At 60.4% G+C, this 26,174-nt stretch carries 25 protein-coding genes; 17 read left to right on the forward strand and 8 right to left on the reverse strand.

Features of this window, described 5'->3' with window-relative positions; translation table 11 throughout:
* Window positions 1-90: 90 nt before the first annotated feature.
* A complete protein-coding gene (gene purH / locus VL130_RS03270; protein WP_325361151.1) occupies window positions 91-1,704 on the forward strand; it encodes a bifunctional phosphoribosylaminoimidazolecarboxamide formyltransferase/IMP cyclohydrolase in 1,614 nt (537 codons plus the stop codon).
* A 181-nt stretch (window positions 1,705-1,885) separates the two neighbouring features.
* On the opposite strand, the gene VL130_RS03275 is transcribed toward purH, so the two are convergent.
* Window positions 1,886-2,482 carry a nitroreductase family protein gene (locus VL130_RS03275; protein WP_325361154.1) on the reverse strand — a complete coding sequence of 199 codons (597 nt, stop codon included), beginning with the start codon at window positions 2,480-2,482 and terminating at the stop codon, window positions 1,886-1,888.
* 138 nt (window positions 2,483-2,620) lie between these two features.
* On the opposite strand from VL130_RS03275, the gene VL130_RS03280 reads away from it, so the two are divergent.
* Both VL130_RS03280 and VL130_RS03285 read left to right on the forward strand, forming a co-directional pair.
* Window positions 2,621-3,379 (forward strand): dienelactone hydrolase family protein, encoded by a 759-nt coding sequence (locus VL130_RS03280; RefSeq protein WP_325361156.1) that lies wholly within the window; start codon window positions 2,621-2,623, stop codon window positions 3,377-3,379.
* Window positions 3,380-3,478: 99 nt separating this feature from the next.
* Window positions 3,479-4,234, forward strand: coding sequence for a dienelactone hydrolase family protein (locus tag VL130_RS03285; RefSeq protein WP_325361158.1), 756 nt, complete (start codon window positions 3,479-3,481; stop codon window positions 4,232-4,234).
* Window positions 4,235-4,374: 140 nt separating this feature from the next.
* On the opposite strand, the gene VL130_RS03290 is transcribed toward VL130_RS03285, so the two are convergent.
* Together VL130_RS03290 and VL130_RS03295 are read right to left on the reverse strand one after the other, a co-directional pair.
* Window positions 4,375-5,613 (reverse strand): argininosuccinate synthase, encoded by a 1,239-nt coding sequence (locus tag VL130_RS03290; RefSeq protein WP_325361161.1) that lies wholly within the window; start codon window positions 5,611-5,613, stop codon window positions 4,375-4,377.
* 109 nt (window positions 5,614-5,722) lie between these two features.
* Window positions 5,723-7,741 (reverse strand): potassium transporter Kup, encoded by a 2,019-nt coding sequence (locus VL130_RS03295; protein ID WP_414636204.1) that lies wholly within the window; start codon window positions 7,739-7,741, stop codon window positions 5,723-5,725.
* Between the two features lie 208 nt (window positions 7,742-7,949).
* Here VL130_RS03295 and VL130_RS03300 point away from each other — a divergent pair, with 208 nt between their 5' ends.
* Both VL130_RS03300 and VL130_RS03305 read left to right on the forward strand, forming a co-directional pair.
* A complete protein-coding gene (locus tag VL130_RS03300) occupies window positions 7,950-8,399 on the forward strand; it encodes an Rrf2 family transcriptional regulator (RefSeq protein WP_325361165.1) in 450 nt (149 codons plus the stop codon).
* A gap of 83 nt (window positions 8,400-8,482) precedes the next feature.
* Window positions 8,483-9,280 carry an SDR family oxidoreductase gene (locus VL130_RS03305; protein WP_325361167.1) on the forward strand — a complete coding sequence of 266 codons (798 nt, stop codon included), beginning with the start codon at window positions 8,483-8,485 and terminating at the stop codon, window positions 9,278-9,280.
* 3 nt (window positions 9,281-9,283) lie between these two features.
* On the opposite strand, the gene VL130_RS03310 is transcribed toward VL130_RS03305, so the two are convergent.
* Window positions 9,284-9,892, reverse strand: coding sequence for a hypothetical protein (locus VL130_RS03310; RefSeq protein ID WP_325361170.1), 609 nt, complete (start codon window positions 9,890-9,892; stop codon window positions 9,284-9,286).
* Between the two features lie 127 nt (window positions 9,893-10,019).
* Here VL130_RS03310 and VL130_RS03315 point away from each other — a divergent pair, with 127 nt between their 5' ends.
* The 3 genes from VL130_RS03315 to VL130_RS03325 all read left to right on the forward strand — a co-directional run bounded on the left by VL130_RS03315 (window position 10,020) and on the right by VL130_RS03325 (window position 13,482).
* Window positions 10,020-10,331: an autorepressor SdpR family transcription factor gene (locus tag VL130_RS03315; RefSeq protein ID WP_325361174.1), complete on the forward strand. Its 312-nt coding sequence runs from the start codon at window positions 10,020-10,022 to the stop codon at window positions 10,329-10,331.
* Window positions 10,315-10,965, forward strand: coding sequence for an SdpI family protein (locus tag VL130_RS03320; RefSeq protein ID WP_325361177.1), 651 nt, complete (start codon window positions 10,315-10,317; stop codon window positions 10,963-10,965). Before VL130_RS03315 ends, VL130_RS03320 begins: the two co-directional genes overlap by 17 nt.
* 78 nt (window positions 10,966-11,043) lie before the next feature.
* Entirely contained in the window at window positions 11,044-13,482 is a 2,439-nt protein-coding gene (locus VL130_RS03325) for an ATP-binding protein (RefSeq protein WP_325361180.1), read from the forward strand.
* A gap of 20 nt (window positions 13,483-13,502) precedes the next feature.
* Here the strand turns inward: VL130_RS03325 and VL130_RS03330 are convergent, their stop codons facing one another.
* The 3 genes from VL130_RS03330 to chrA all read right to left on the reverse strand — a co-directional run bounded on the left by VL130_RS03330 (window position 13,503) and on the right by chrA (window position 17,445).
* Window positions 13,503-14,570 (reverse strand): HPP family protein, encoded by a 1,068-nt coding sequence (locus VL130_RS03330; RefSeq protein WP_422652913.1) that lies wholly within the window; start codon window positions 14,568-14,570, stop codon window positions 13,503-13,505.
* Window positions 14,557-15,978: a cell envelope integrity protein CreD gene (gene creD / locus VL130_RS03335; RefSeq protein ID WP_325361186.1), complete on the reverse strand. Its 1,422-nt coding sequence runs from the start codon at window positions 15,976-15,978 to the stop codon at window positions 14,557-14,559. The genes VL130_RS03330 and creD overlap by 14 nt, the downstream gene beginning before the upstream one ends.
* 114 nt (window positions 15,979-16,092) lie before the next feature.
* A complete protein-coding gene (gene chrA, locus VL130_RS03340) occupies window positions 16,093-17,445 on the reverse strand; it encodes a chromate efflux transporter (protein WP_325361188.1) in 1,353 nt (450 codons plus the stop codon).
* Between the two features lie 179 nt (window positions 17,446-17,624).
* Between chrA and VL130_RS03345 the strand changes: the two genes are divergently transcribed.
* The 7 genes from VL130_RS03345 (at window position 17,625) to VL130_RS03375 (ending at window position 23,870) form a co-directional block, all read left to right on the forward strand.
* Window positions 17,625-18,596, forward strand: coding sequence for a complex I NDUFA9 subunit family protein (locus VL130_RS03345; RefSeq protein WP_325361191.1), 972 nt, complete (start codon window positions 17,625-17,627; stop codon window positions 18,594-18,596).
* A gap of 52 nt (window positions 18,597-18,648) precedes the next feature.
* A complete protein-coding gene (locus tag VL130_RS03350; RefSeq protein ID WP_325361193.1) occupies window positions 18,649-19,968 on the forward strand; it encodes a PQQ-binding-like beta-propeller repeat protein in 1,320 nt (439 codons plus the stop codon).
* A gap of 28 nt (window positions 19,969-19,996) precedes the next feature.
* A complete protein-coding gene (locus tag VL130_RS03355; RefSeq protein ID WP_325361195.1) occupies window positions 19,997-20,935 on the forward strand; it encodes a diacylglycerol/lipid kinase family protein in 939 nt (312 codons plus the stop codon).
* The gene (locus VL130_RS03360; protein WP_325361197.1) at window positions 20,932-21,738 is read left to right on the forward strand and encodes a phosphatase PAP2 family protein; all 807 of its coding nucleotides are present in this window, start codon (window positions 20,932-20,934) and stop codon (window positions 21,736-21,738) included. Before VL130_RS03355 ends, VL130_RS03360 begins: the two co-directional genes overlap by 4 nt.
* The gene (locus VL130_RS03365) at window positions 21,735-22,520 is read left to right on the forward strand and encodes a metallophosphoesterase (protein WP_325361199.1); all 786 of its coding nucleotides are present in this window, start codon (window positions 21,735-21,737) and stop codon (window positions 22,518-22,520) included. The genes VL130_RS03360 and VL130_RS03365 overlap by 4 nt, the downstream gene beginning before the upstream one ends.
* Window positions 22,521-22,550: 30 nt before the next feature.
* A complete protein-coding gene (locus VL130_RS03370) occupies window positions 22,551-23,222 on the forward strand; it encodes a LysE family translocator (protein ID WP_325361201.1) in 672 nt (223 codons plus the stop codon).
* 105 nt (window positions 23,223-23,327) lie between these two features.
* Window positions 23,328-23,870 (forward strand): CC0125/CC1285 family lipoprotein, encoded by a 543-nt coding sequence (locus VL130_RS03375; protein ID WP_325361203.1) that lies wholly within the window; start codon window positions 23,328-23,330, stop codon window positions 23,868-23,870.
* 48 nt (window positions 23,871-23,918) lie between these two features.
* Here VL130_RS03375 and VL130_RS03380 read toward each other — a convergent pair whose 3' ends face one another.
* On the reverse strand, window positions 23,919-24,689 hold the full coding sequence (locus tag VL130_RS03380; RefSeq protein WP_325361205.1) for a DUF6065 family protein: 771 nt from the start codon (window positions 24,687-24,689) through the stop codon (window positions 23,919-23,921).
* Between the two features lie 44 nt (window positions 24,690-24,733).
* Between VL130_RS03380 and VL130_RS03385 the strand changes: the two genes are divergently transcribed.
* Window positions 24,734-25,243 carry a prolyl-tRNA synthetase associated domain-containing protein gene (locus VL130_RS03385; RefSeq protein ID WP_325361207.1) on the forward strand — a complete coding sequence of 170 codons (510 nt, stop codon included), beginning with the start codon at window positions 24,734-24,736 and terminating at the stop codon, window positions 25,241-25,243.
* Between the two features lie 52 nt (window positions 25,244-25,295).
* Window positions 25,296-26,168 carry a thioredoxin gene (trxA, locus tag VL130_RS03390; protein ID WP_325361209.1) on the forward strand — a complete coding sequence of 291 codons (873 nt, stop codon included), beginning with the start codon at window positions 25,296-25,298 and terminating at the stop codon, window positions 26,166-26,168.
* The last annotated feature ends 6 nt before the right edge of the window (window positions 26,169-26,174 follow it).

Here is a 26,174-nt window from a genome sequence, read left to right on the forward strand (position 1 = left end):
CTCGCCCAAAAAACGTATTTGGCTCGGGCGGGCCTTGCCCTAGCCGGAACATTCACATGTTCCGGCGTAACCCACATATACGGATAGCCCATGCCCGCCGCTCCCGATTTCCCGCCTGCCGCCGATCTCGTCACCCCGAAACGCGCGCTGATCTCGCTGTCCGACAAGACCGGCCTGATCGAAGCCGCCCAGGCGCTCGTTGCCGCCGGCGTCGAACTGCTCTCGACGGGCGGTACCAAGGCGGCCCTGCAAAAGGCCAATATTGCGGTGAAGGACGTCGCTGATATTACCGGCTTTCCGGAAATGATGGACGGCCGCGTCAAGACGCTTCATCCGAAAGTCCATGGCGCGCTGCTGGCCTATCGTGACGCCCCCGAACACGCCCAGGCGCTGAAGGATCACGACATCCAGCCGATCGATATCGTCTGGATTGACCTCTATCCGTTTGAAGCGACCGTCGCGGCTGGCGGCACGTTCGAAGCGGCCATCGAAAACGTCGATATTGGCGGCCCCGCCATGATCCGCTCGTCGGCCAAGAACCACCCCTATGTCAGCATCTGCGTCGACAAGGCCGGCATGGATGAGGTGCTAGCGGCGATTGCCGATACCGGCACGACCTCGCTGGCCCTGCGCAAGTCCCTGGCCGCCCGCGCCTTCGCCCGCACCGCGTCCTATGACGCCGCCGTCTCGACCTGGTTTGCCGCTCAGTTGGGCGACGCCTATCCGGAGCGCAAAACCATCGGCGCCACCCGCCTGCAAACCATGCGCTATGGCGAAAACCCGCACCAGTCCGCCGCCTTCTACAAGACAGGCGAGGACCGCCCCGGCGTCGCCACAGCGAAGCAGCTTCAGGGCAAGGAACTGAGCTACAACAACGTCGCCGATACCGACGCCGCCATCGAACTGGCGTCGGAATTCGATCCCGCCGCCTCGGCCGCCTGCGTCATCGTTAAGCACGCCAATCCGTGCGGTGTCGCCACTGGCCCTGACCTGCTGACCGCCTATAAGCGCGCGCTCGAATGTGATCCGGTGTCGGCCTTCGGCGGCATCGTGGCGCTCAACCGCAAGCTCGATAAGGCCACGGCCGAAAAGATCGTCGAGATCTTCACCGAGGTGGTGGTGGCGCCTGACGTCGATGAAGACGCCATTGCCGTGTTCGCCGCCAAGAAGAACCTGCGCCTCTTGATCACCGGCTCCCTGCCCGATCCGCTGGCGGGCGGTCAGGTGTTCCGCTCAGTGGCCGGCGGCATGCTGGTCCAGTCGCGCGACACCGCCCGCATCACCGCGACGGATCTGAAAGTGGTCACTAAGCGCCAGCCGACCCCGGCCGAGATCGAGGACATGCTGTTCGCCTTCACCATCGCCAAGCACGTCAAGTCGAACGCCATCGTCTACGCCAAGGACGGCCGCACGGCCGGTATTGGCGCCGGTCAGATGAACCGCCGCGATTCCGCCCGCATCGCCCGCCTGCGCGCTCAGGAGGCCGCGGAAGGATTGGGCCTGACGGAGTCACTGGCCAAGGGATCGGCCTGCGCCTCGGAAGCCTTCTTCCCCTTCCCCGATGGCCTGCTGGAAGCGGCCGCTGCTGGCGCCACGGCGATCATCCAGCCGGGTGGCTCCATGGGCGACCAGGCGGTGATTGACGCCGCCGACGCGGCAGGCTTGGCGATGGTGTTTACAGGCGTGCGCGTCTTCAGACACTAATTTGGCGAGGTGCTTTTTGCCCCCGAAGGCGCAGTCTGCGCTTGCAGGTACGAGATGTACCTGCGGCGCTTGCCGGCTGTTCGGATGACAAAAATCCCTCACGCCAAACCCGACAGCGATTAAAATAAGAAAATCCCCGGATGTCCGACATCCGGGGATTTTCTTATTTATGTGCCTGAGCTTACGCCGGTGCTTTGATTTCGCCGGTGAAGTGCCCGTTGAAGACAATATCCGACAGCGGCAGGCGCACCGAAGGTGTTTCACGCGTTTGCAGGAAATCGGCCAGGCTCGACGCATCGCCCTGATGACCAATGGCGACGGCCGCCTCGATCTTCAGGTTCTGCGGCAGGCCCAGCACGGCCGGTGCCTTGTCATATTCGATGCCTGCCATGCCGTGCGCGACCAGGCCCAGGCTATGGGCCTGCAAACTGAGCGACATGAAGCTCGAGCCAGCATCGAAGCTGTTGGTGATATTCTGGCGCTCGCCGTCGAAAGTCGTAACCGAGGCGATGAAAATCAACGCGCCAGCTTCCTTGGCCCAGCCTTCGTTGAACGGCACCAACAGGGAAAGAAGGGTGTCGAACTCCGGTGTGCCGCGCAGACCATAAAAGAAGCGCCACGGCTGGAGATTGGAGGCCGACGGCGCCCAGCGCGCGGCTTCCAGGACGGTCAGGATCTGTTCTTCAGTCACGGGTTGCTGCGTGAAGGCGCGCGGCGACCAGCGCTCCAGGAATTGTTTGTCGATAGGGTATTCAGAGGTGCGCGGGGCGGCGGTCATAGGGAACTCTCACAAGGGCTAAATATATTATAGACTGGCTTTTCCGGCCGATTTCTGATTCACCAACAAGGCAGATTGGCCGGAAGACCATTCAGTAACTATATGTGTGACAGTTACGTTTTTTCAAGGAGTATTTGATTGCTCGATACACTTCAGCACCGCTTTAACCTCCTTGAACCTTACCTCACTGCCTACGGCCCGAAGGACGAGACAAAACGACCGGCGGTTTTGCTGTTCCACGCCTGTAACGGGGTGCGCGACCATATCCACGCCTATGCGAAGCAGGTGGCCGATCTTGGGTTTCGCGCCTATGTCGTTGATTCCTTCCTGCCGCGCGGTTGGGATGAAAACGCCGCCATGAGCCTGGTCTGTACTGGCCTTGCGCTCCACGGTTACGAGCGGTCCGGCGATGTGCTGGCGGCGATCTGGGGTCTGGGTCAGCGGCCGGAGGTCGACGCCGATAATATTATCCTGGCCGGCTGGAGCCACGGCGGCTGGGCCATTATGGATCTGATGACCGAAAAACTTACGCGAGACGGCGAAGCCCGCCTGAAAAACCCGACGCCTGAGCCGATGACCGGCGTCAAGGGTGTCTTCCTGGTCTATCCTTACGCCAACTACCCGGCGCGCACCAATATCCACGGCTGGCAATATGCGCCGAAGACCCTGGCGGTGCTGGCGAAGCAGGATTTCCTGACCAATCACAGCCATGCCGATCACCTGTTTACTCACCTGATATCCGAAGGCCTGCCAGTCGAGCGGCTTGATCTCGACTGCACCCACTGTTTCGACGAGGACAGCGCCCTTCATTTCGGCCCGCTGATGTCTTATGATCGCAAGAGCCATGACAAAACCAAGGCGGTGTTCGAGGGGTTCGTGAAGGATATCTTCGCTTAGGTTGGCTAACTCCAGAGTTCGCAGAACTCTGGCAAGGCCGACTGGCCGCCGCGCACGTTTGCGCGTAAGCCATGCGGCGTTTGAGCTAAGGGGGAATAAATGGATACAATGGCGCAGCGCTACGCCCTGCTGGAGCCGGATATGACGGTTTATGGCCCGCAGGATGAAGTCGTCCGGCCAGTTGTGGTCCTGTTTCATGGCTGCGGGGGTATGCGGCCGCATGTTCATCTTTATGCGCAGGCCGTGGCCCTGACAGGCGTGCGCGCCTATGTCATCGACAGCTTCAAGCCGCGCGGCTGGGATCGCAATTTCGCCGTGTCGCTGATCTGCTCCGGCGCGGTATTACAGGGGTATGAACGCGCCGGCGATGTCCTGTCGGTGCTATATGGCCTGCAAAAAAGCAGCCGGGTCGATATGGATAAGGTCATTTTATGCGGATTCAGTCATGGCGGCTGGTCCATCATGGACCTGATGACCTCACCATTGACGAAGGCGGGTAATGTCAGGATCGCCGATCCTGATCCGGCGCTGGTGGACCGGCTAAAAGGGCTTTTTCTGGTTTACCCCTATATCAATTTTCCGGCGCGCTCGAATACGGCGAAGTGGCTGCATAAACCGGAGACCTTTGTGGTTCTGGCCAATAAGGACCACCTGACGCCGATCAGGCATTCACAAAAGGTCTTTGGCAAGCTGAAGGCGCAGGGGGTTGATGTGACGGCTTTGGAACTCGACGCCAGCCATGCGTTTGACGAAGAGGATAACAAGGGTCTGATCATGCAGTACGATCCGGCGATCATGCAGACTTCGCTGGAAGGACTGCTGAGTTTTGTCACCGAGCGGTTTGAACTCACTTAATCATATGGGGCGTGGGGTCTGTGACCCCACAAACTTACCTTATTCCAAAGAAAAACCCGGTCAATCGACCGGGTTTTTCTTTGGAAACAGAGAAGACTTGGGGCCACAGGCCCCGGGGGCGCCGAGCTAAACCCCATTAGTTAGTTGTTGCGCTGATCGCGTTTCGCCGCCACGCGGAGGCGCAGGGCATTGAGCTTGATAAAGCCCGCGGCATCGCGGTGATCATAAGCGACCCTGCCCTCTTCAAACGTCACCAGATCCTGATCGTACAGCGAATACTTGCTTTCGCGGCCGATGACGGTGGTATTGCCCTTGTAGAGCTTGACGGTGACGCGGCCGGTGACCTTCGATTGCGAATAGTCGATGGCGGCTTGCAGCATTTCGCGCTCCGGCGAGAACCAGAAGCCGTTATAGACCAGCGAGGCGTATTTCGGCATCAGCTCGTCCTTCAGGTGCATGGCGCCGCGATCGAGCGTGATCGACTCGATGCCGCGGTGCGCCGCCAGAAGGATGGTGCCGCCGGGAGTCTCGTAAACGCCGCGCGATTTCATGCCGACGAAGCGGTTTTCAACGAGGTCGAGACGGCCGACGCCATTGTCGTGACCCAATTCGTTCAGTTTCGTCAGCAGGGCGGCGGGCGAAAGCGCCACGCCATTGATGGCAACCGGATCGCCGCGCTCGAAATCGATGGTGAAGACGGTCGGGGTATCCGGCGCGGCTTCGGGCGAAATCGTGCGCTGATAGACGAATTCCGGCGCTTCGACGGCCGGGTCTTCCAGCACCTTGCCTTCGGACGACGAGTGCAGCAGGTTGGCGTCGACCGAGAAGGGCGCATCGCCGCGCTTGTCCTTGGCGATCTGGATCTGGTGCTTCTCGGCGAAATCGAGCAGGGCCTCGCGGCTCTTGAAATCCCATTCGCGCCACGGGGCGATGACGTTGATATCGGGTTCCAGGCCGTAATAGCCGAGTTCGAAACGGACCTGATCATTGCCCTTGCCGGTCGCGCCGTGCGACACGGCATCAGCGCCGACCTTGCGGGCGATTTCGATCTGCTTCTTGGCGATCAGCGGACGGGCGATCGAGGTGCCTAGCAAGTACTGGCCTTCATAGACCGTGTTGGCGCGGAACATCGGGAAGACATAGTCTTTCACGAACTCCTCGCGCACGTCTTCGATGAAGATGTTCTCAGGCTTGACGCCGGCAGCCAGTGCCTTGGCGCGCGCGGGTTCGATTTCGCCGCCCTGGCCGAGGTCGGCGGTGAAGGTGACCACTTCGGCGCCGTACTCGGTTTGCAGCCACTTCAGGATGATCGAGGTATCGAGACCGCCGGAATAGGCGAGAACGACTTTCTTGACGGACTTTTGAGCGGGTGCGGACATGGGAGCGTGTGACCTTAGGTTAAAGCAATCACGCGCGCTTTAAGGTTTAAGCCCCCCGGATGCAAGACCGAATATGTGAAACTTACGGGTCAGGGGGCTCGCGCCCTTGTTACACCGTCACCTGCGTGCCCAATTCGACCACACGGCCCGGCGGAATATGGAAGAATTCGGTCGGGTTGGTGGCGTTTTTCATCAGAAAGATGAACAGTTTGTCCTGCCACAGCGGCATGCCCGAATTGGCCGAAGGCACCACCGAGCGTTTGCCGACGAAGAAGCTGGTCGCCATGATGTCGAACTTCAGGCCGAGCTTACGGCAGAGTCCGAGCGCGCGCGGCAGATTCGGGCTTTCCATGAAGCCGTAGCTGAGTGTTACCTTCTTGAAATCGTCATTGATGATCTCGATGGTGACGCGCTTGTCTTCCGGCACGCGCGGCACGCCGATCGTCTTGACGGTCAGGATGATGTTCTTCTCATGCAGGACCTTGTTATGCTTGAGATTGTGCATCAGGGCCACCGGGGCGGAATCGGCGTCCGAGGTCAGGAAGATGGCGGTGCCGGCGGCGCGGTGCGGGGGGCGCTTGCCGAGCATATCGACCAGATCGAGCAGGGCCACGCTGTCGCGTTTCGATTTTTCGGTCAAGGTCTTGGTACCGGTCGCCCAGGTCAGCATGATGAGGATAAGCACCCCACCGAGCATGAGCGGCAGCCAGGCACCCTGCGGAATTTTCAGCAGGTTGGAGCCGAAGAAGACAAGATCGAGTGCGCCGAGCGGGATGAGCAGCAGCCAGGCCTGCCAACGCTTCCATTTCCACACATGGCGCAGGAAGACATAGGCCAGAAGGGTATCGACCAGCATGGCGCCGGTGACGGCGATGCCGTACATCGAGGTCAGGCGGTCGGTCGAGCGGAAGGCGAACAGCAGGACCAGGACGCCGATCATCAGCAGGGTGTTGATTTGCGGCACGAATATCTGGCCTGCCTGGGTTTCCGAGGTGCGCTTGATGTCGATACGAGGCAAAAGACCGAGCTGGACGGCCTGCTGGGTGATCGAGAAAGCGCCGGTAATGACCGCCTGCGAGGCGATGACCGTGGCCATCGTCGCCAGAATGAAGATTGGCCAGTAGGCGACTTCCGGCACCATGCGCCAGAACGGATTTTCCCGCGCCGAAGGGTCGGCCAGGGTGAGCGCACCCTGACCGAGATAGTTGAGCGTCAGGCAGGGCAGGGCGAAGAACAGCCAGGCATACTGGATCGGCTTCTTGCCGAAATGGCCCATATCGGCATAGAGCGCCTCGGCGCCGGTGACGGCCAGGAAGACCGAACCGAGGATGACGAAGCCGGTAAAGCCGTTGGCCAGCAGGAATTTGATGCCGTATTGCGGCATCAGCGCCACCAGAATGCCTGGCTGGTCAAAGATATGAAAGAGGCCAAGGCCGCCAAGGACGAGGAACCACAGCACCATGACCGGTCCGAAGAAGCCGGCCACCTTGGCCGTGCCTTTTGACTGAACCATGAACAGGCCGACAAGGATAACGGCGGAAATCGGCACGATCAGGTGATGGACCTGGCCGCCGATGCCGGGGGCGTCCTTCAGGCCTTCGACAGCGCCCAGCACCGAAACCGCCGGGGTAATGATGCCGTCGCCATAGAAAAGCGCCGCGCCGCAGATGCCGAGGAAGAAGACCGTAGGCGAATATTTGCCGAGCGCCTTTTGCGTCAGGGCCATCAGGGCCAGGGTGCCGCCTTCGCCCTTGTTGTCGGCCTTCATCAGGAAAATGACGTACTTGACCGTCACCACCATGATCAGCGCCCAGAAGACGAGCGAGATGACGCCCTTGACCGCCAGTTCGGCGCTGGTGCCTTCGCGGGTGTGGAACAGGGCCTCGCGCATGGCGTAGAGCGGGCTGGTGCCAATATCGCCGAAGACGACGCCGATCGACCCAACCACCAGGGCCATGAACCCTTCTTTGCCGTGCCCGTGGCTCGATACCGCCTCGGTTTCCGACATATGGGGATCGCCTGGACTCGGAGGAAGGTCGGGATTCGGAGAAGGGGCGTGATTTTCCGGCTGTGTCGTATCCGAGCCGGGGCCAGTGGCCGGCGTCTCAGGAGGGGGGTCCCCAATCATGCGTACTCTCCTGAGGGCGCCAGAAAACAAAGATGACACATAGCCACTCTGGGAGGCCCTCGCTTGAACTCGGCGCTCTTACGCCTATTTATAGACACATTCAATCTCGAATCTGGCTCGCTTCTTCGGCTCAATTTTTGAGGGATCGGGGGGACGGGCGTCTACCCCCTATGAAGATGTCGAGAAATGTCGTATCAAAGCTAGGCAAATGTCTGACAGTCAAAGATTTCCCGTGGCCGCCCACACGCTGGCCTATCTCGCTCACAAAAACGCCTATTCTCGTGAACAGGCGGTATCTTCGTCTGTGCTCGCCGCCTCGATCCCGACAAACCCCGTCGTTATTCGCCGCATGACCACGCAACTGGCCAGAGCTGGTCTGCTGGCTACCTGTTCCGGTGTTTCCGGCGGGGCATGGCTGTTGAAAAGGCCGGAACATATCAGGCTTGATGAGGTGCTGAAGGCCGTCAATGGCTGCGCGCATCTGGGGTCCGCCCCTTTGGGCGCCGAGGGCTGCCCGGTCAGCCAGGCCATTCCGAAGGCGGTCAATGAAGCGATGACGGCGGCCAATATGGCTGCGGCGCAAAGCCTTTCGACCTTCACGGTGGCCGACCTGCTGAAACATTCGGCAGAACTGCCCGTTGAAGTTCTGGTTGGGTAAACTGTTTTAAATCTTGCAATTTTCTTGCAATTTCAACAGCGCTCGTGTTCGATCCGGCTTGATTTTTCAATTGAGGTAACGACGTGGCACGCCGTCTTGTTCTGATCACGGGTGGATCTTCCGGCATCGGCCTGGCCTTCGCCCGCACCTATGCGGCGCATGGCTGGGATGTGGCGGTAACGGCACGACGCGCCGACCGCCTGGAAAAACTGGTCGAGGAAATCCGCCTGCGCTTTGGCGTCGAGGCCCACGCCCTGCCGGCTGATCTGGCTGATCCCGCCACACCGGAAAACCTGCAAAAGAGCCTGCTGGCGCTCGGCCGCACCGTCGATGGTCTGGTCAATAACGCCGGCTACAGCCTGCCCGGTGGTTTCGTCGCCAATGCGCTGGAGCAACATCAGGCTTTTCTGCGGGTGATGATGCTGGCGCCGATGGAGCTGACGCACCGCTTCCTGCCCGGCATGGTCGAGCAGAAATTCGGTCGCATCGTCAATGTGGCGTCGCTGGCCGGATTCCTGCCGGCCTCGCCGGGCGATACGCTCTACGGCCCGGCCAAGACCTTCCTGACGCGCTTCTCGCAAAGTCTGCATTTAGAGATGCGTGATCACGGCATCCATGTCACTGCGCTCTGTCCCGGCTTCACCTATTCGGAATTTCATGACGCCGTTGGCGGGCGCTCCAAACTGAGCAAGGCTATCCCCGAATGGGCCTGGATGGGCGCCGATGAGGTGGCGCGCGAAGGCTATGTCGCCGCTGAGGCCAACCGCGCGGCCTGCGTGCCGGGGGCGCCTAACAAGGCGATGTCGGCCCTGCTCAAGGTGCTGCCGGATGACTGGACGATGGAGTTTTCATCCGGCCAGTTGCGCAAGTTGCAGCGCTGATACCTACTCGTCCGCGATAATAATGGCTGGATTTTCCGGCAGCGGGAAATCGAACAGTCCGAAATCGAGCGCTTTTTGCGGCCGTGCGGCCATCAGCGGGCCTTGCGACAGAGCCGCGATCTCTTCCGGCGTCAAATCCCGGCCGGTCGCCTTCTTGCGCAGATGCCGCGCCTGGCCGATGGGGGGAATGCCGGCGGCTTTCGCCTGCGCCACCGTCATGATCTTCCAGTAGCTTAAAGACAATTGCCACACCGAGGCCACTGGCTCGCGCTTTTGCGGCCAGCGCTGGCCCTCGGCGAAAACCGGCTGCATGGGTTTGGATTTGCCGCGTTTTGGATCACGGATACGGCAGGTTAACACACAGAACCGGTCGCTCTCGGCCGGCATGAAGGTCCGCCCCTTGCGGTCATCCTCGACCAGTCCGGCATAGGCGTCGAGCGCCTCGTTACGCGATTCGTAAACCGGCCCCACGGTCTGGGTCACGAAGGCGACGCGGGCTTTCGCCGCCAGTTCCGCTTCCTTTTCGCGCACGGCGCGCAAGCCCTCGCCCGCTTTCAGGCGGGTCAGGGCCTCATGGGCGTCGGCAGCAATGGGGTAGGCAATAAGCGACATGTGTGTTCACGATTTGATCCGAAGGCAAGATAGACCGTAATACGACTTTGTGGCAAATTTTTCGTGTACGCCTTGATCTATTTTTCATTATTTGTTATTTGCCAAATTAGCAAAATGAAAGCATCCCATGTCCGAAGTCTACAAGGCCCTGTCCGATCCGACCCGCCGCCACATCCTCGAAATGCTGCGCCGGTCCGAGATGTCGGCGGGTGATATCGCTGCTCAGGTGCATGTCTCCAAGCCCACCCTCTCCGGCCACCTCAATGTGCTCAAGGCGGCGGAACTCGTCGATGTGACGCGCCACGGCACCACCCTGATCTATCGGCTGAACACATCGGTGCTCGAAGAGGCCATCTTCGCCCTGATGAGCGCTTTCAAGATCGGCGCACCGACAGGGGGCCACGCTGTAAAGGAGATTAACCGTGCAACTGAGAAGTGAAAAAATCCTGTGCCTGATATTGTTCGCTGTCATGGCGGGTTTTGCTGTTTGGGGTCGCTTCAATCTGCCGGATGTGCCTGTCGCCGTGCACTTCGGACCAGACGGACAGCCAAACGGTTACCAGCCACGCGATATGGCGATGGTCCTCATGCCTGCCATAACCTTTGCCACACTTATTAGCTGCCTGTGGATCTTGCCGCGTTTGCTGCCAAAGAGCGCTTCGCTTGAACGGTCTCAAACAGTCTACGGCATTATCGTGCTGGCTGTAACGGCGCTTCTGGTGGTTTGCTTTGCCGGCATTGTGATGACGGCGGCCGGTAATGCGCCGGATACGCTCAAGATAGTATTGGTCGGAACGGGGCTTCTGTTCATACTAATTGGCAACTACATGCCCAAGATGCGCCGCAACTGGGTGATGGGCATTCGCACGCCCTGGACGCTCGCCGATGAGCGTGTCTGGGACAAGACCCATCGCTTTGCTGGCCCCTTGTTCATGCTGAGTGGGCTGGTGACGACAGGCGGCGCCTTGCTGGCGCCGGTTGACTGGCGCGTGGCTATCCTGATGTTTGCCACTTTGAGCGTCTGTTGCGCCAGCTATATCTATTCCTGGGCGGCCGCAAGACGCCTTCGCTAACCCCATCCGGCCCTGCTTTTTACAGGCGAATCAACTTGCTCTATAGTACAGGTCACAGTGATTCGTATGGATGCCCTGATGGCTATTGCCTCTATCGCCTATACCGCCGCCGCTGGCGGATTGGCCCTGGCCCTGTCCACGACGTGGCTGGCCTTGCGCAACCGTATGCTGTTCATCAAAACCCGTGATCTGCTGGCCGCCGACCTGACCGCCAAGGACGGTATGCTGCGCGAACTCGACTCGGCGACCACGGCCTTCGATGAAGCTTTCCTGGCCGTCGAGGGTGATGTGGTCCGGCTGGTCTGGGGCGAGGATACCCTGCGCCATTGCGGCGAGGCGCTGGGTCTGAAAGACCTCGATCCCTCCGCCGCCATAGCCCCGCAGGTGGTCCAGGCCCTTGGCGACACCTCGCCCGAAGCCGCCGAAAGCCTGAAACAGCTGATCAGCGAGGGCACAGCCTGCCGCTTTGAGGTCTTCGCCGAAATCCCGCCGAACAAGCTCAGCAACACCACCGCCGGCCTGACCCTGATCGTCGAAGGCCGGGCGTCGGGCGCCACGGCCTGGCTGCGCCTGGCGATTGCCGGCGCCAGGGCGTCCCTGTCCTCCGGACCGTTCGCCCAGATGGCCGAGCATCTGCCGGCGCCCTGCTGGATCTGCGCCCGCGACGGCCGCATCGTCTGGGTCAATGCGGCCTGGCTCAGGGCCGCTGAGGCGACGAGCCTCGAACAGGCGCTGAAAAACAACCTGTCGCTTGATCGCAATGCCGACGCTCTCGTCATGGAAGCGCTGGAGCAGCACATTCGCCGCGAAGGCTTCCGGTGGCTGACCATCGGCGGGCAAAGACGCGCCTTTCAGGTGATCGCCGAACCGCTGAACGAAGCCTATGTCTGCGCCTACGCGATCGACGTCACCGAGGCCGAGGAAAGCCGCGAAGCCCTGAAACGCCACGCCAAGGCGCATGACGAAACACTTGACGCGCTGGAAGACGCCGTGGCCATCTTCGGGCCGGAAAAGCAACTGACCTTCCATAACCGCGCCTTTGAAAAACTGTGGGATCTGGAGCCGGCCTGGCTGGCTGAGCGCCCGACGCACGGCGAATGGCTCGATCGCCTGCGCCAGAAGCGCCGCCTGCCGGAAACCGGCGATTACAGCGCCTTCAAGGTCCGTGAACTGGAATTCTATGGCCTGACCCATACGGCCGATGACGAGATGTGGAGCCTGCCCGATGGCCGCTCCCTGCGCGTTGTACGCCAGCCGCATCCGCTCGGCGGGCTGCTGATCCTGTTTTCCGACAAGACCGGCGAACTGAAGCTGACATCCCGTTTCAACAGCCTGATCCAGGTGCAGAAATCGACGCTCGACCAGCTCAACGACGCTGTATCGGTCTATGGCAGCGATGGCCGCCTGCGCCTGCGTAATCAGGCGTTTGACCGGTTCTGGAATATAGAACCAGACGATATGACGGCGGTGATGGATTTCGCCCAGGTGGCCGAACTGTGCCTGCCGCTGGTTCATGATCGCGGCTTCTGGAGCGAACTCAAGGCCCGCGTCACCGATACCGATCCGTTGGCCCGCGCGCCGCAACTGGGCGAGGTCAAGGTCTCCGACGGCCGTCTGGCGCAATGGCGCACCCAGCCCCTGCCCGATGGCGCCACCCTCGTCGCCTTTTCCGATATCACCGCCACCCGGCAACTGGAAACCGCCATCGAGGCGCGCGATGAAGCCCTCAATGAATCGGTGCGGCTGAAGCGCGATTTCGTCGCCAATGTCAGCTATGAACTGCGCACGCCGCTGACCACCATCGTCGGTTACGCCGATCTGTTACAGAGCCAGACCAACGATAATCCCAAGCAGAAAGCCTTCCTCGATTCGATCCAGTCGGCGGCGCAGGAACTGGCGCGCTCGATCGACGATGTGCTCGATATGGCGCAGATCGACGCCGGCGAAATGTCGATCACCCGCAGCGAAATCCGCCTGCTTGATGTCGTGGCAGAGGTCGGTTTGCGTCTCTCCGATGTCTTCAAGGCGCGTGATGTGGCCTTTGATTACACGGGTGTGATCGAGGCCGGCATGGTCCGGGTCGACGCCAAGCGGTTGGCGCAATGCCTCGAACACCTGCTCGGCAACGCCATCCGCAACGCCAGCAACGGCGGCGCAGTCAAGCTGAACGCGCAAAAGGACGATGATAATCTGGTGCTGGAAGTGGCCTATACCGGCCGCGGTATCCCTTATCATGTGCAGGCGCACATTTTCGACCGCTATATTGGCCGCGAACGGGGCGGGCCGGGCCTGGGCCTGGCGCTGGTCAAGGCGCTGGTCGAGTTGCACGACGGCTGGATCACGCTGGAATCCGAGCCGAACGAAGGCGCCAGCTTCAAGATTCACCTGCCGGGACAGGCCCAGCCTGTGCGGGAGACTGCGCCGGACACCGGGCCGAAGCTGGAACTGGTTGAAACCAAAAAGGACACCGGTCATGGCAATGACGCTGCCGGCGATCCGGTCGTGGACGTCGCCTGAGAAAAACGTTTATCCGCAGGTTAACTGGCGTGGAACAGCGCGCGCATCAGGTCGGACTTACTGACCATGCCTTCCAGCCGCCCCTCATCGTCAACCACCATGACATGGCGGCGGTCACCCTTCGCCAGGATATGCAGCAGTTCCGTGGCGGAATCATCGGCCTTCACACGAGCGAAGCCCTGGCGCATGATCTGCCCTGCCGGCAGGCTGGGGTCCGATTTCAAGGCGTCGTCCAGCCGCAACACCCCCATCACCTTGCGACGGTCGTCGATCACCGGCAGGGCCTTGATATCATAGCGCTGCATATTGGCGATCGCCACGCCCAGCGCCGTGCGCGGCGGTATGGTGCGCAGTTTGGTGGTCATGATCTCGCCGCAGGTCAGGTTTGACGCCAGACGCGTATACGCCTGCATCTCGGTCTGTTCGATCAGTTGCTCAACCTCTTCGCGGCTGATATCGAGCGCCCGGTTGTAGCCCAGAAGGGCGGCTTCGAGATCGGACGGATCGAAACGATGCAGGGCCGGTTGATGCGAGGGCGCGTTGATCTGGCGCTGCGGGTATTTCTGGTCCGTCAGCCAGTGATAGATGATGGCGACCAGCACCAGGAGCGCGGCGTTGGCGGCGACCGGGAACAGAATAAAGTGCCAGTCCGCCGTGCCCGACACCACCATGAAAAGAGCCGTGCCGCCGCCAGACGCGTGCAGGGCGCGAAGATACAACATCACTATGGTGGCGACCGCGACCGCCAGGGCGGCGGCCAGCGAGGTTTGGCCGAAAAAATGCAGGCACATCAGGCCGGACAGCGCCGACATCATATGACCGCCGACAATCGGCCAGGGCTGCGACATCGGCGATCCGGGCACGGCGAAGACCTGCGCCGCCGAGGCCCCCAGCGGCGCCATCAGCCACCACTTCAACTGAAAATCGTGGCTGACGAAGCTGCACACCATTGCTGTGATGACGATGCCGATAAAAACGCCGCCCACGATAATGAGGCGCTGACGGGCATCAATACGTGTGGGCGGCGGGACGAAGGCGCCTATGCCCGTAAAGACATCGCGCAGGGTTTTCAGATCAGGCGGGGTCAGGGTCTTTACCGTACCAGTTGATGTTTCTTGTCAGGACCATCACGGTGGCGATGACCACGAAGGCCGCCACGGCGCCGATCAGCAGCGCATAGTCTTCCATTCGCATGAGCGTATAGATCATTCCGTACAGTAAAGAAAAGACCACCAGGGCGGCAAATCCGCGGAGGCGACTTTTAAACACCATGCCGGCATAGACCGAGATCAGCCCCACGGTAGCACCGGCGGCGGCCAGGAAGGCGAAATCAAAGCCGATGCGTTCGGCCAGCGACAGCAGCAACAGGTAAAACGTAATCTGGGCCAGGCCGATCAGGATATATTGCGCCGGATGCAGTTCGCGCTTCGAGGTGCTCTCGAAGACGAAATAGGTCAGGAAGACCAGACCGACAAACAGCAGGGCGTATTTCAGCGACCGGCCGACATTCTTGTAAGGGTTGGTCTGCTCGACGAACGAGACCGACAGTTCCGACTTGCCGAGCGATGACAGGCTGTCGAGATTGATCACCGCCGGCAGGCCGCGCGCGATGAAGGGCACCGACCAGGTGGCCTTGAAGCCTGATTTCAGATCCTGCTCGCCCTTCATCAGCGGGGTTTGCTGATCGTGATGGAAGGCACGCGTCGCTGGCAGGAAACCGCCGCCGAAAGAGGGCGAATTCCAGTCACCTGAGAGCGTCACTTCGGAGGACTTGGCATAGGCCAGCACGCCCAGTTTCTGCGCACCGGTAAAGCTCATATCAAGGGTGATATCGTGTGGTTTGGTTGTGTCGAGCGCCGCCAGTGGACTGGAAAAGAGATCAAGCTGGCCGTTGCCGCCCTCGGTATTGATGTTCTGCGCGCCTTCGGGGGCCGGGGCGAGCGTCACTGGCTGGCCATTGACCACGGCGACGATATCCTTGCGCGCGCCGCGTGAATCGGATGCACCGGAGATGAGCTGGGCACGGCTCCAGTCGAGCGTGGCATTGGCCGGGGCGGTCACCTGCGACAGGTCGAATCGGGCGGTGAAATGCAGGTCGGTGCTGTAGACCGGTACGCGGAACAGGGAGCGCGAACGGACTTCGCTCTTGCTGGTGGCGACCGCGTTGCCCGTCACGGGAAAGACAACAAGCTGGCCGGTTTGCGAGGGCGTCGTGGTCTTGTTGCCCTGGCTGTCGATCTCGGTTTTCGGCGGGGTCGTATAGGGCACGGTGATGACAGGCCCCAGGAAGGTCTGCGGACCGCCCATCAGGCCGCCGATCTCGCGGGTGACCTCCTCGGCGCGGTGGGTGCGGTCAAGCAGCAGCAGGAAGACACAGCCGGCCGGCACCGACATCAGGACGGCGAGGATGCACACGATCAGAAGCTTGGTGCCCTTGCTGCGGCTGATGATCTGGCGCGGTGGAGGGGCATATTGTGGCGTGGATGTAGTGGACATTGAGGTTTCCTTGAGGTGTCCATGACGACAGCATAAACGCTATCAATTGCTATGCTACCACGACGTGAACAATGTTCAAGATATTATTTGAACGTCGTTCATAGCGCCGCTTGCTTAGATGTGGAGCAGTGGAAGGACAAGGCCGAACAAGGCGCATATTGCAATGACTGCGACGACATTGGCCTTGAAGCGCACCAGAGCCAGAGCAGCGATAAGGATCATCACGGCGGCGGTCCAATCGAAGCCATTCCTGAACCCATCAGGCCACAGCACATGATAGGCAAAAAACAGGCCCAGATTAAGAATGACACCGACGACAGCCGCCGTGATGGCCGTCAGCGCCCCCGTAAATTTGAGGTTTTTGTGGGTGGTCTCGATCAAGGGGCCGCCGGCGAAGATGAACAGGAAGGACGGCAGGAAGGTGAACCAGGTCACGACGCAGGCAGCGGCCGCACCGGCCATGAAGAGCTGGTCGGGGCCAAAAATGGCCTTTGTGTAGCCGCCGATGAATCCGACGAAGGTGACGACCATGATCAGCGGACCGGGCGTGGTTTCGCCCATGGCCAGGCCATCGATCATCTGCGGGCCGGTGAGCCAGCCATATTGGGTGACGGCCCCCTGATAGACATAGGGCAGGACGGCATAGGCGCCGCCGAAAGTGAGCAGGGCCGCCCCGGAGAAAAAGACCGCCATTGCGCTTAAGGGGTGCGTCCAGCCCAATCCGTAGCCGAGCATAAGGATCGGGCCGGCCCACAGCACCAGTCCGGCAATACCGACGCGGGCCAGTCCTGACCAGCGAAAGCGGGCATGGAGCGGTGTCGGCGTATCATCATCAATCGCGGCGGGGCCATAGACTGGCCCGGCAGCCCCATGGCCAGCCGTAACCTTAAACGCCCTGTGAGACATCCTGTCGCCGATCAGGCCAACGACGGCAGCAGCGGCGATAATCAGGGGAAAGGGCGTGTGAAAGGCGAAAATGGCGGCAAAGGCGCCGGCGGCGATCAGCCAGAGCGCAGGGTTTTTCAACACCCGGCCACCAATGCGGTGAACGGCCTGAAGAACGATGGCGGTAACGGCGGGTTTGATACCATATAGCAGGCCCGCGACGATCGGCAGGTGGCCAAAGGCGATATAGGCCCAGGAGAGCGTAATCAGCAGAAACAGCGAGGGCAATACGAACAGCCCGCCCGCCATAAGCCCGCCCGCCGTCCGGTGCATAAGCCAGCCGATATAGGTGGCGAGCTGCTGCGCTTCGGGCCCCGGCAGAACCATGCAGTAGTTGAGCGCGTGCAGAAACCGCTTTTCAGATATCCAGCGGCGGCGCTCAACCAGTTCGCGGTGCATGATGGCAATCTGTCCCGCCGGCCCGCCAAAACTGATGCAGCCCAGGATCAGCCAGAACCAGAACGCCTGTCTGAAGCTGGGCGCAGGCGGAGGCGTCAGATTCGCGGCGTCATTACGTTCCATGACAGGCGAACATAGCCATATTGATCGAAATAACAATGACAGCCGCAGCCGCGGATTTTGTCGCGGTGCGCAATATTTCCGCAAAGACATTGCCTCGGCAAAAGCCTTGCGTTATCACGAGTCACGCGCAACCGCCACAAGCCGGTTCGGCGGGGCTAACAGTGTTTGAGGGATAGATCATGACGAATATGGTCACGGTTTTCGGTGGTTCGGGCTTTCTCGGCAAGCAGGTGGTGCGCGCCCTGGCGAAACAGGGCTGGCGCGTCCGCGTCGCGGTGCGCAAGCCGACCTTTGCCTATGACCTGAAGCCGCTCGGCGATGTCGGCCAGATCCAGGTTGTGCGCTGCGATGTGCGCCGCGAAAAAGATATCGAAAGCGCGCTCAAAGGCGCCTCGGCCTGCGTAAACCTCGTCGGTGTCCTTTATCAGACCGCCGGCATCAGCTTCGACGCCGTCCACCGCCAGGCCTCGACCTGGATGGCCGATATGTGCAAGGCCAAAGGCGTCCAGAATTTCGTCCAGATATCGGCCATCGGCGCCAATCCGGATGCCGCCTCGAAATATGCCTCGACCAAGGGCAAGGCCGAACTGGCCGTGAAAAAGGCGCTCCCTTCGGCGGTCATCCTGCGACCGTCTATCATATTCGGCCCGCAGGATGGTTTCTTCACCTCGCTGGCCGGCCAGATCAAGATGTTCCCGATCATGCCGGCCATCGGCGGCGCCAATAACAAATTCCAGCCGGTCTATGTCGGCGATGTCGCGGAGGCCGTGGCGCGCACGCTCGGTAACAACGACGCCTATGGCAAGACCTATGAGCTGGGCGGCCCGGAAGTCTTCGCCTTCAAGGACCTGATCAAATACACCGCCGCCGAAGTGCAGTCTCCGCGTCCCCTCGTGTGGATGCCGATCGTCATCGCGCGCCTGATCGGCCTGGCGGGTGATATCCAGGCGGGCCTCAAGGGTATGGTGCCGGTTATCCCCGCACCGATACTGACCACCGATCAGGTGCTGCTGCTGGCCAATGACAATGTCGTGGCCAAGGACGCCCGGGGCCTGAAAGACCTCGGCATCGCCGCCACGGCGGTCGAATCGATCGTGCCGACCTATCTGTGGCGCTTCCGCAAGAATGGCCAATTCGCCGTTACCGCGTAAGTTGACGTAGCGTCCTTCCGGCGATATGGCTTAGGCCTGCGGGAGGGACTTCATGAAATATCTGCTGTTTGCCGGCGCTCTGATCGCCGCCGCTGTCGCCATGCCTGCGACGGCGCAAGACTGGCCCATGTTCATGGGCGACGCGAGGCACACGGGCCTTGTATCAGCCACACCCACGGATATCGCCAAGCTGAAACCGGTGTGGCGGTATCGCCTGGCGGCCGAAGTCAGCGCCTCGCCCGTGGTCGTCGGCAACCTCCTCTATATCGCAGCCGAGAACGGTAATCTCTACGCTTTCGATCTCACAACGCACAAACAGGTCTGGCTTTATCGCGCCGAAGGCGGGATTGGATCGACGCCCGCTGTCGCCGATGGCCGGCTGTATATCTTAAGTCGCGACGGCTATCTGACGGCGCTCGATGCGGCGTCTGGCAAGGCCTTGTGGCGGTTCAAAACCGGCGGCGAGGCGCGGTTCGGCGTCCCCGGCGGTTACGGTATGCCCAAGGCGGACGGCATAGTGCCCGATCCGTGGGATTTCTGGCTGTCCTCGCCGCTGGTTGAGGGTGGCCGCGTCTATTTCGGCAGCAGTGATCACCACGTCTACGCGCTCGATGTCGTGACAGGCAAAGAGGTCTGGCGTTTCGAGGCCGATGACAGCATCCACGCCGCACCGGCGCTGAGCAATGGCCGGCTGTTCATCGCCACCTGGGGCACGAAGCTCTACGCACTCGACGCCAAAACCGGCGCGAAGCTATGGGACTTCCAGGGCGGCAAGGACGCGGAAACCGGCATTTTTCAGGGGTTCAGCGCCGCCCCTACAATTGATGGCGATACGGTCTATATCGGTTCGCGCGACGGCTATGTGCGCGCCTTCTCTGCGGCTGATGGCAAGTTGCGCTGGGCCTGGGACGCCGAAAAGAGCTGGGTACTGGCTACCGCCGCGGTCGATGCCGACAGCCTCTATTTCCCGACCTCCGACACCACGGTCTTCATCGCGCTCGATAAAAAGACCGGCCGGGAAAAATACCGCACCGACACGAAAGTCTGGACCTATACCTCGCCGGTGATCGCGGGTGATTACGCTTTTGCCGGCACTATGACGGGCGATCTCTATGCCTTTGATAAACGCACCGGTAAAATCCTCTGGCATTATCAGACCGACGACGCGAAGACCGACACGCAAGATCTGATCGACGAGGCGGGCAAGCTGCGTATGGACGGGCTTTTTCCGCAAGGGTTTCCACCCGCGCCTGGCGTGGAAAACGTGAAGGCTCTCGGCGCTTTCGAGGCGTCACCAATATGGGCTGGAAACCGGTTGATAGTGGTCACTGCCAATGGTGAAATTCTCATTTTCAGCGATGGCACTGAATGACGAGTGGCCGGATTGCCACATTGAATCCTTGCAGAATAAACATTTATTTGGCGCCATGGGTGAAGGCTTCAATATTCTCATAAATCGGAAATCGGGCACGGTCCTCACCATGGGTGAGCCGGCGGTAGAGGCCGCCATAACGGCCAGCGAAATCCCGGTGGCCGAACTGTGCCTGTCCGAGCCGGATGACATGCAGGCCAATCTCGAACGCCTGAGCCAAAAACCTCAGCGCCTGCTGATCGGCGGGGGCGACGGCACGATCCGCGAAACGGCCAAATACCTTTCGACGCGCAAAAAAGCCTTTGGCGTCCTGCCCTTCGGCACCATGAACCTGCTGGCCCTGGACCTCGGATTTACCTCGCTGGCGCAGGCGCTTGACGCGTATGCCAACGGGACCTGTGAGGAAGCCATGGACGCCGGCTTCGTCAATGGCGAAATTTTCCTGTGTTGCGCCAGTATCGGCACCATGCCCCAGGCCTCGGTCTACCGCGAGGCCAATCGCATGACCAACAAGCTTCTGCTTCTGCCGCAGATGTTCCTGTTCGTTGCCGATAACATGGCCCGGCATCGCCGCGAGCGCATCGTGGTGGAGGCCGATGGAAAGATGACCCGCTACCGTACGCCGGCGGTGGTGGTCTCGGCCAACCGCTTCGCCGACTCGGAAAAGCTGACCGAAAGCAATTTCAAGCGCGTGTCGCTCTCAGGCGGCGAACTGGCGGCCTATATTTTCAGCACCAAATCACCGGCCGGCCATATCCGTCTGCTATGGCGGCTGATCTTCGGTCACTGGCTGAAAGACCCCGACCTGATCGAACGCACCGGCCCGCGCTTCAGGATCTGGAGCCAGCATCACAGGCCGCTGGTCTCCATCGACGGCGAGGTGATGAAGCTGAAATCGCCGCTCGAATTCACCCTGAAGCCCGATTTCGTTCACCTGCTGATGCCTGTGCCAGAGGCGTCGTCATGACGGCGCGCCAATGGCTGGATGTGCAGATCGGGCGGTTGCCAGCGCCGTTCCGTCAGGAATGGCGGGCGCTTCTGTTGTTTGGTATTATTTTCCTCGTCGCCACCTGGCTGTGTTTCGAGGTCATCGAGGAAGTTTTTCTCGAAAGCGGGGTGTTCGCCCCGGATCAGGCGGTTTATGCCGCCTTGCAGAGCCTGAGGACGCCCTGGCTGGACCAGGTGATGACCGCCATTACGGAACTGGGGGACACGCCGGTGGTGATCGCCATCGCCGTCGTGGTGGCGCTATGGCTGATCCGCGAGCGCGCCTGGCATACCCTGACCTACTGGCTGATGGCCATCGGCGGTGGATCACTGATCAATTCCGCCATAAAGCTCGGTCTGCATCGCGTCCGGCCCGGCGACATGCACTATGACGGCGTCAGCGTCTTTTCCTTTCCCAGTGGCCACTCTACCACCAATGCTGTGCTTTATGGCTTTCTGATCATTATCATGTCGCGTAAACTGCCTTTTCTGGCACGGATTCCGGTGGTTATAACGCTCGTATTACTGGTGGGGCTTATCGCTTTTTCCCGCCTCTATCTGGGGGCGCACTGGCTGTCGGACGTGGCCGGTGGACTGTTCTTCGGCTCCGGCTGGCTGGCCCTGCTTGGCCTGTTCTATATGTGGCGGCAGGCTGAACCCGTTGAACCGCTGAAATTGCTGGCCATAGCTGTGGTAACGTTAGTTATTGCCGGCGGACTGAATATCGTCTTCAATCACAGCGCCGACCTGACCCGCTACGCCGTGCAAAGGGGGCTTACATGAAGATCGCCCATATTTCCGACCTGCATTTCGGCGCGCATGATCCGGTCGTGGTGGATGCTCTGGCGGCGCACCTGATCGAGGCCGGGCCCCATCTGGTCATCGCCAGCGGTGACATTACCCAGTCGGCGACAGAGACCGAATTCGCTGCGGCGCGCGCGTTTTTCGATGCCCTGCCGATGGAGGTCTTCGTCATTCCCGGCAATCACGACCTGCCGGGGATGGACCTGACACGCTTCGTCAATCCCTTCAAACGCTACAAACATCATCTGACCGACGACCTCGATCCGGAACTGGCCGCGGGACCGGTGCATATCAAGGGCATCAATACCGCACGTCGCATCCTGCCGCACTGGAACTGGGCCAATGGCGCCGTAAGTGCAAAACAGCGCCGCGAGATTGCCCGGACCTTCGAGGCGGCCACGGCGCCGTGGCGTCTTCTGGTGCTGCATCACCCCTTGATGAGCCCGAAAGAATTCCCGCTCGATATCACGGTCTTCAATTCAAAAGCGCTGCTCCAAACCATTACCGACCAGCGCGTCGATATCGTGCTCGCCGGGCACCAGCACCATGCCTATATCGAGACGCGGCAGGAAGTGACGCATAAGACCCTGTTTGTCAGCGCCTCGACCGGTACGTCCACCCGCATCCGCCACCAGCCCCAGGGCTTCAACCTGCTGGAATTCACCGACACCACCCTGCGTATCGATCAGTTGCGCTATGCCGATGGCCGGTTCACGACATTCGAGGCCCATACGCATACAAAGCCGGTCGTTTCCGGGTAGCGTCTGACGGCAAATATGCTATGCGACGGCATGTTTTCCCTCATTGATCCGCATACCTACTGGGCGTTTTTCGTCACCATGTTCTTCATGGCCATTACGCCGGGGCCAGCCAATCTCTATGCGATCCGCACGGGGCTTGGCCGCCTCAAACGCAACGTCATCGCCGCCGTGATCGGGCTAAACTGCGCCTCGCTGATCTGGTTCATCGCCTGCGCCTTCGGTCTGCAAGTCCTGCTGACAGCCTTTCCCCTCTTGTTTCAGATGGTGGCTGTGGCCGGCGGGCTTTATCTTGGCTGGATGGCGGTCAAAGGCTTCCGCTCGGCGCTTGATATCAATAATGAAAACATAAGCTCCAGCCTGACCGCCCTGCCGGACCCGGATAAAACCACCAGCGCCACCTTCAGGGAGGGGTTCATGGTTCAGTTGCTCAATCCGAAGGTGACTCTGTTTTTCACCGCCGTCCTGCCGCCGTTCGTCGACATTCACCGCGCCGTGCCGCCGCAGATGGTCGCATTCGCCGCCACGGCCATCGGCATGGATACGATCACCATGACGGGCTATGGCCTGGCCGCGGTCACCCTGTCGCACGTTCTGGCCGATCCACGGAACAAGCAGCTATTCGACCTCGGCGTCTGTCTGATTTTGATGGGGATAGCCGCCATTATCATCTGGCACGCGGCTATGGAACTGCTGCGGCTGTAAAGCGCCTTTATGCCCGCATTACGGACGGCCCAATATTGCCACATTGACGGCCCACTCTCGACGGTTAATATATGCAAAAGTTTTGCATCTGTGGGGAGTTACATCATGAACCGCCTAAGTCTCGCCGTATTGGCCGCCGCCAGCCTGACCGTTCTGTCGGCCTGCGCCACGCCCACCCCTTACCAGCCCGTCGCCGCGACCGCTTCACCGGCCAACCAGCGCGGTTATTCCGAAACGCGCATAGAGGAAAATCGTTACCGCCTGAGCTTCGCCGGCAACGACATGACCAAGCGGGAAACGGTGGAAAATTACCTGCTCTATCGCGCGTCCGAAGTCACGATCAATTCGGGTTATGACTGGTTTGAGGTTATCAGCCGCAATACCGACGAAAAGAAGCGCGCCACCACTTTTGAAGACCCCTACATGAACAGCTTCTCGTGGCGCTTCTACGGCCGCAATCGCTGGAGCCGCTGGGGGGCCTTCGGCGCTGACTGGGGCACGGATACGGTCGTCTATTCACGCTATGAGGCGACCGCCGAAATCCTGATGCACAAGGGCGCCAAGCCCGACAACGACCCGCACGCCTATGACGCCCGCGCCGTGAAGGCCAATCTGGAACCCGGTATTATTCGCCCGGTGGCGAAGTAACCCAGCCAAAAAAGCGCTCCTGACCACGGTCAGGAGCGCTTTTTACTATTAACGGGATTTTTTCGGCCGGATGACCTTCGGCATTTTGAGGCGGCGGCGGTTGGTATGGTCATCGACCTTCTCCACCACCACGCCGGTTGGGTCCGGCTTCTCGCCCTTGAAGTAGAACTTCTGCCAGGCTTCCTTGACCGCATCGGGATCGCGGCGGACGAGGCTGTCATTGAATTCCTGCCGCGTGCGCGCCCACGCGTCGAACTGCTTCTTGAAGTCGGGATCGCTCTCCAGTGACTTGATAACCGGCTGGATGTTGTCCTGACCCTTGTGCTGGACAACCTGAATAAAACAGAACGGTTCGCCTTTTTTGAAGGTGACCATGCCGGGACGCGTCATCAGCCAGTTCATGGTGAAGGGGAAGGGCAGCCAGTCGGTTTCGACCAGGCCGGTGAGCGGGGCGATGCCGTCCTTGACCTGATTAGGCGCGCCGGACGCCAACACGGCGTAGCCCGGCGGGGTGCGGAACATATAGCCGGTGTGGAAGGTCAGGACGCCGTGGGTGAAGTGCGATGACACCACATGTTCGAGATTATAATCCGGGTCGGCGTCGCAGGAGATGATCAGGTCGTTTTTGCCGATGCCGCCGTTCCAGATGATGGTGATATCGGTCGGGCAAAGGATTTCCCAGCCGGTGGTGTTGGCCATGGTCATCGGCAGGCAGCGATAGGGAAAGCGCGCTTGAAAACTGTCCATCCAGTCGCGCTCCGGCCGTCCCGGCACGATTTCCGGCGGATAGGTGGTCATGACAAAGCACTCAAGTTCCATCGGGGCAGTTCCATCGTCAAAAGGATTGCGGTAAAGGCAGTCTCATGACCGATCCCCCTTACACGCCTGAAAAACTGCTCGAAGCCTTAAATGATTTGGGCCTGAAAACAAGCACCCTCACTCATGAAGCCGTCTTTCGTGTCGGCGAAGGCGATGACATAAAGGCAGCTCTGGCAGGCGCGCACACCAAGAACCTGTTCCTCAAGGACGACAAGGGGCAGCTCTGGCTGATCTCGGCCGAGCAATCGACGCAGATCAATCTGAAAACCCTGCCCAGGGTGATCGGTTCGGGGCGTTTGAGTTTCGGATCAGAAGAGCGGCTTTATAACGCCTTGGGTGTGCGGCCGGGATCGGTAACGGCGCTCGGCCTGATCAATGATCCTGAACACAAGGTGCGATTTATCCTCGATAAGACGCTGGCCGATGCGGAGATCGTCAATTTCCATCCGTTGACTAATACAGCGACGACCTCGCTTAGTCAGGCGGATTTCCGGGCGTTTATCGCCTCTCTCGGACGAGAACTGATAATCGTCGATTTTAGCCTACTCACTTGATTCCATTGAAGCGCACGCCCACTTGAGTTAAGCCACACGTAAGAGGTATCACATGGCCAGCAACGACCCCAATATCATCGACGGTTCCGAAAACACCTTCATGGCCGACGTCATCGAAGCGTCCATGACCCAGCCGGTCATCGTCGATTTCTGGGCAACCTGGTGCGGGCCTTGTCGGCAATTGACGCCGGCGCTGGAAAAGGTCATCGGTGAGCAAAAGGGCAAGGTGAAGCTGGTCAAGATCGATGTCGACCAGAACCAGGCCATCGCCGCGCAGATGCGCGTGCAGTCAATTCCCACCGTCTATGCCTTTTTTGGCGGCAAGCCGGTCGATGGCTTCATGGGCGCCAAGTCGGAAACCGAAGTGCGCGCCTTTATCGACAAGCTTGGCGTCGGCCAGGCCGGCCCGACGATCGAGGAAACCCTAGCCCTGGCGGCGCAATCGGTGGCTGACGGCGATATGCCGAGCGCCATGGAAGCCTATGCCTTCATCCTGGAGCAAGACCCGGAAAACCCCAAGGCCATCGCCGGCATGGCGCGAATTTATTTGAAACTGCAACAGCCGGATCACGCCAAGGCGGTGCTCGATCAGGCTTATGCCGACAGTACCGACCCGGAAATCCTCTCCTTGCGCGCCGCGCTGGAACTGGCCGAAGGCGCGCCGACCGATATCGCCGGTCTGCGTGCGAAAATTGCGCAGAATGACCGTGATTTCGACGCCTGGTATGATCTCGGCCGCGCCCTGGCCGGTCAGGGTGAAATGGCCGAGGCCATCCAGTCGCTGCTCGAAATCGTCAAATACGATCCGGAATGGAATGGCCAAGCCGCCCGCACCTATCTTTTCAAGATTTTCACCGCGCTCGGTTCAGCCTCCGAACTGACCAAGGCCGGCCGTCGCCGCCTGTCGTCTTTGCTTTTCAGCTAGGAAACC

Origin of the sequence: Asticcacaulis sp. (assembly GCF_035497195.1) — a bacterium.
GTDB lineage: Bacteria > Pseudomonadota > Alphaproteobacteria > Caulobacterales > Caulobacteraceae > Asticcacaulis.

Coding starts and splice junctions, on each gene's coding strand:
- chrA (WP_325361188.1), bottom strand. CDS start 17,445: ATGGAACGTAATGACGCCGCGAATCTGACGCCTCCGCCTGCGCCCAGC.
- creD (WP_325361186.1), bottom strand. CDS start 15,978: ATGTCCACTACATCCACGCCACAATATGCCCCTCCACCGCGCCAGATC.
- VL130_RS03345 (WP_325361191.1), top strand. CDS start 17,625: ATGACGAATATGGTCACGGTTTTCGGTGGTTCGGGCTTTCTCGGCAAG.
- trxA (WP_325361209.1), top strand. CDS start 25,296: ATGGCCAGCAACGACCCCAATATCATCGACGGTTCCGAAAACACCTTC.
- VL130_RS03360 (WP_325361197.1), top strand. CDS start 20,932: ATGACGGCGCGCCAATGGCTGGATGTGCAGATCGGGCGGTTGCCAGCG.
- VL130_RS03315 (WP_325361174.1), top strand. CDS start 10,020: ATGTCCGAAGTCTACAAGGCCCTGTCCGATCCGACCCGCCGCCACATC.
- VL130_RS03380 (WP_325361205.1), bottom strand. CDS start 24,689: ATGGAACTTGAGTGCTTTGTCATGACCACCTATCCGCCGGAAATCGTG.
- VL130_RS03325 (WP_325361180.1), top strand. CDS start 11,044: ATGGCTATTGCCTCTATCGCCTATACCGCCGCCGCTGGCGGATTGGCC.
- VL130_RS03310 (WP_325361170.1), bottom strand. CDS start 9,892: ATGTCGCTTATTGCCTACCCCATTGCTGCCGACGCCCATGAGGCCCTG.
- VL130_RS03365 (WP_325361199.1), top strand. CDS start 21,735: ATGAAGATCGCCCATATTTCCGACCTGCATTTCGGCGCGCATGATCCG.
- VL130_RS03375 (WP_325361203.1), top strand. CDS start 23,328: ATGAACCGCCTAAGTCTCGCCGTATTGGCCGCCGCCAGCCTGACCGTT.
- VL130_RS03385 (WP_325361207.1), top strand. CDS start 24,734: ATGACCGATCCCCCTTACACGCCTGAAAAACTGCTCGAAGCCTTAAAT.
- VL130_RS03295 (WP_414636204.1), bottom strand. CDS start 7,741: ATGATTGGGGACCCCCCTCCTGAGACGCCGGCCACTGGCCCCGGCTCG.
- VL130_RS03350 (WP_325361193.1), top strand. CDS start 18,649: ATGAAATATCTGCTGTTTGCCGGCGCTCTGATCGCCGCCGCTGTCGCC.
- VL130_RS03370 (WP_325361201.1), top strand. CDS start 22,551: ATGTTTTCCCTCATTGATCCGCATACCTACTGGGCGTTTTTCGTCACC.
- VL130_RS03300 (WP_325361165.1), top strand. CDS start 7,950: ATGTCTGACAGTCAAAGATTTCCCGTGGCCGCCCACACGCTGGCCTAT.
- VL130_RS03290 (WP_325361161.1), bottom strand. CDS start 5,613: ATGTCCGCACCCGCTCAAAAGTCCGTCAAGAAAGTCGTTCTCGCCTAT.
- VL130_RS03275 (WP_325361154.1), bottom strand. CDS start 2,482: ATGACCGCCGCCCCGCGCACCTCTGAATACCCTATCGACAAACAATTC.
- purH (WP_325361151.1), top strand. CDS start 91: ATGCCCGCCGCTCCCGATTTCCCGCCTGCCGCCGATCTCGTCACCCCG.
- VL130_RS03285 (WP_325361158.1), top strand. CDS start 3,479: ATGGATACAATGGCGCAGCGCTACGCCCTGCTGGAGCCGGATATGACG.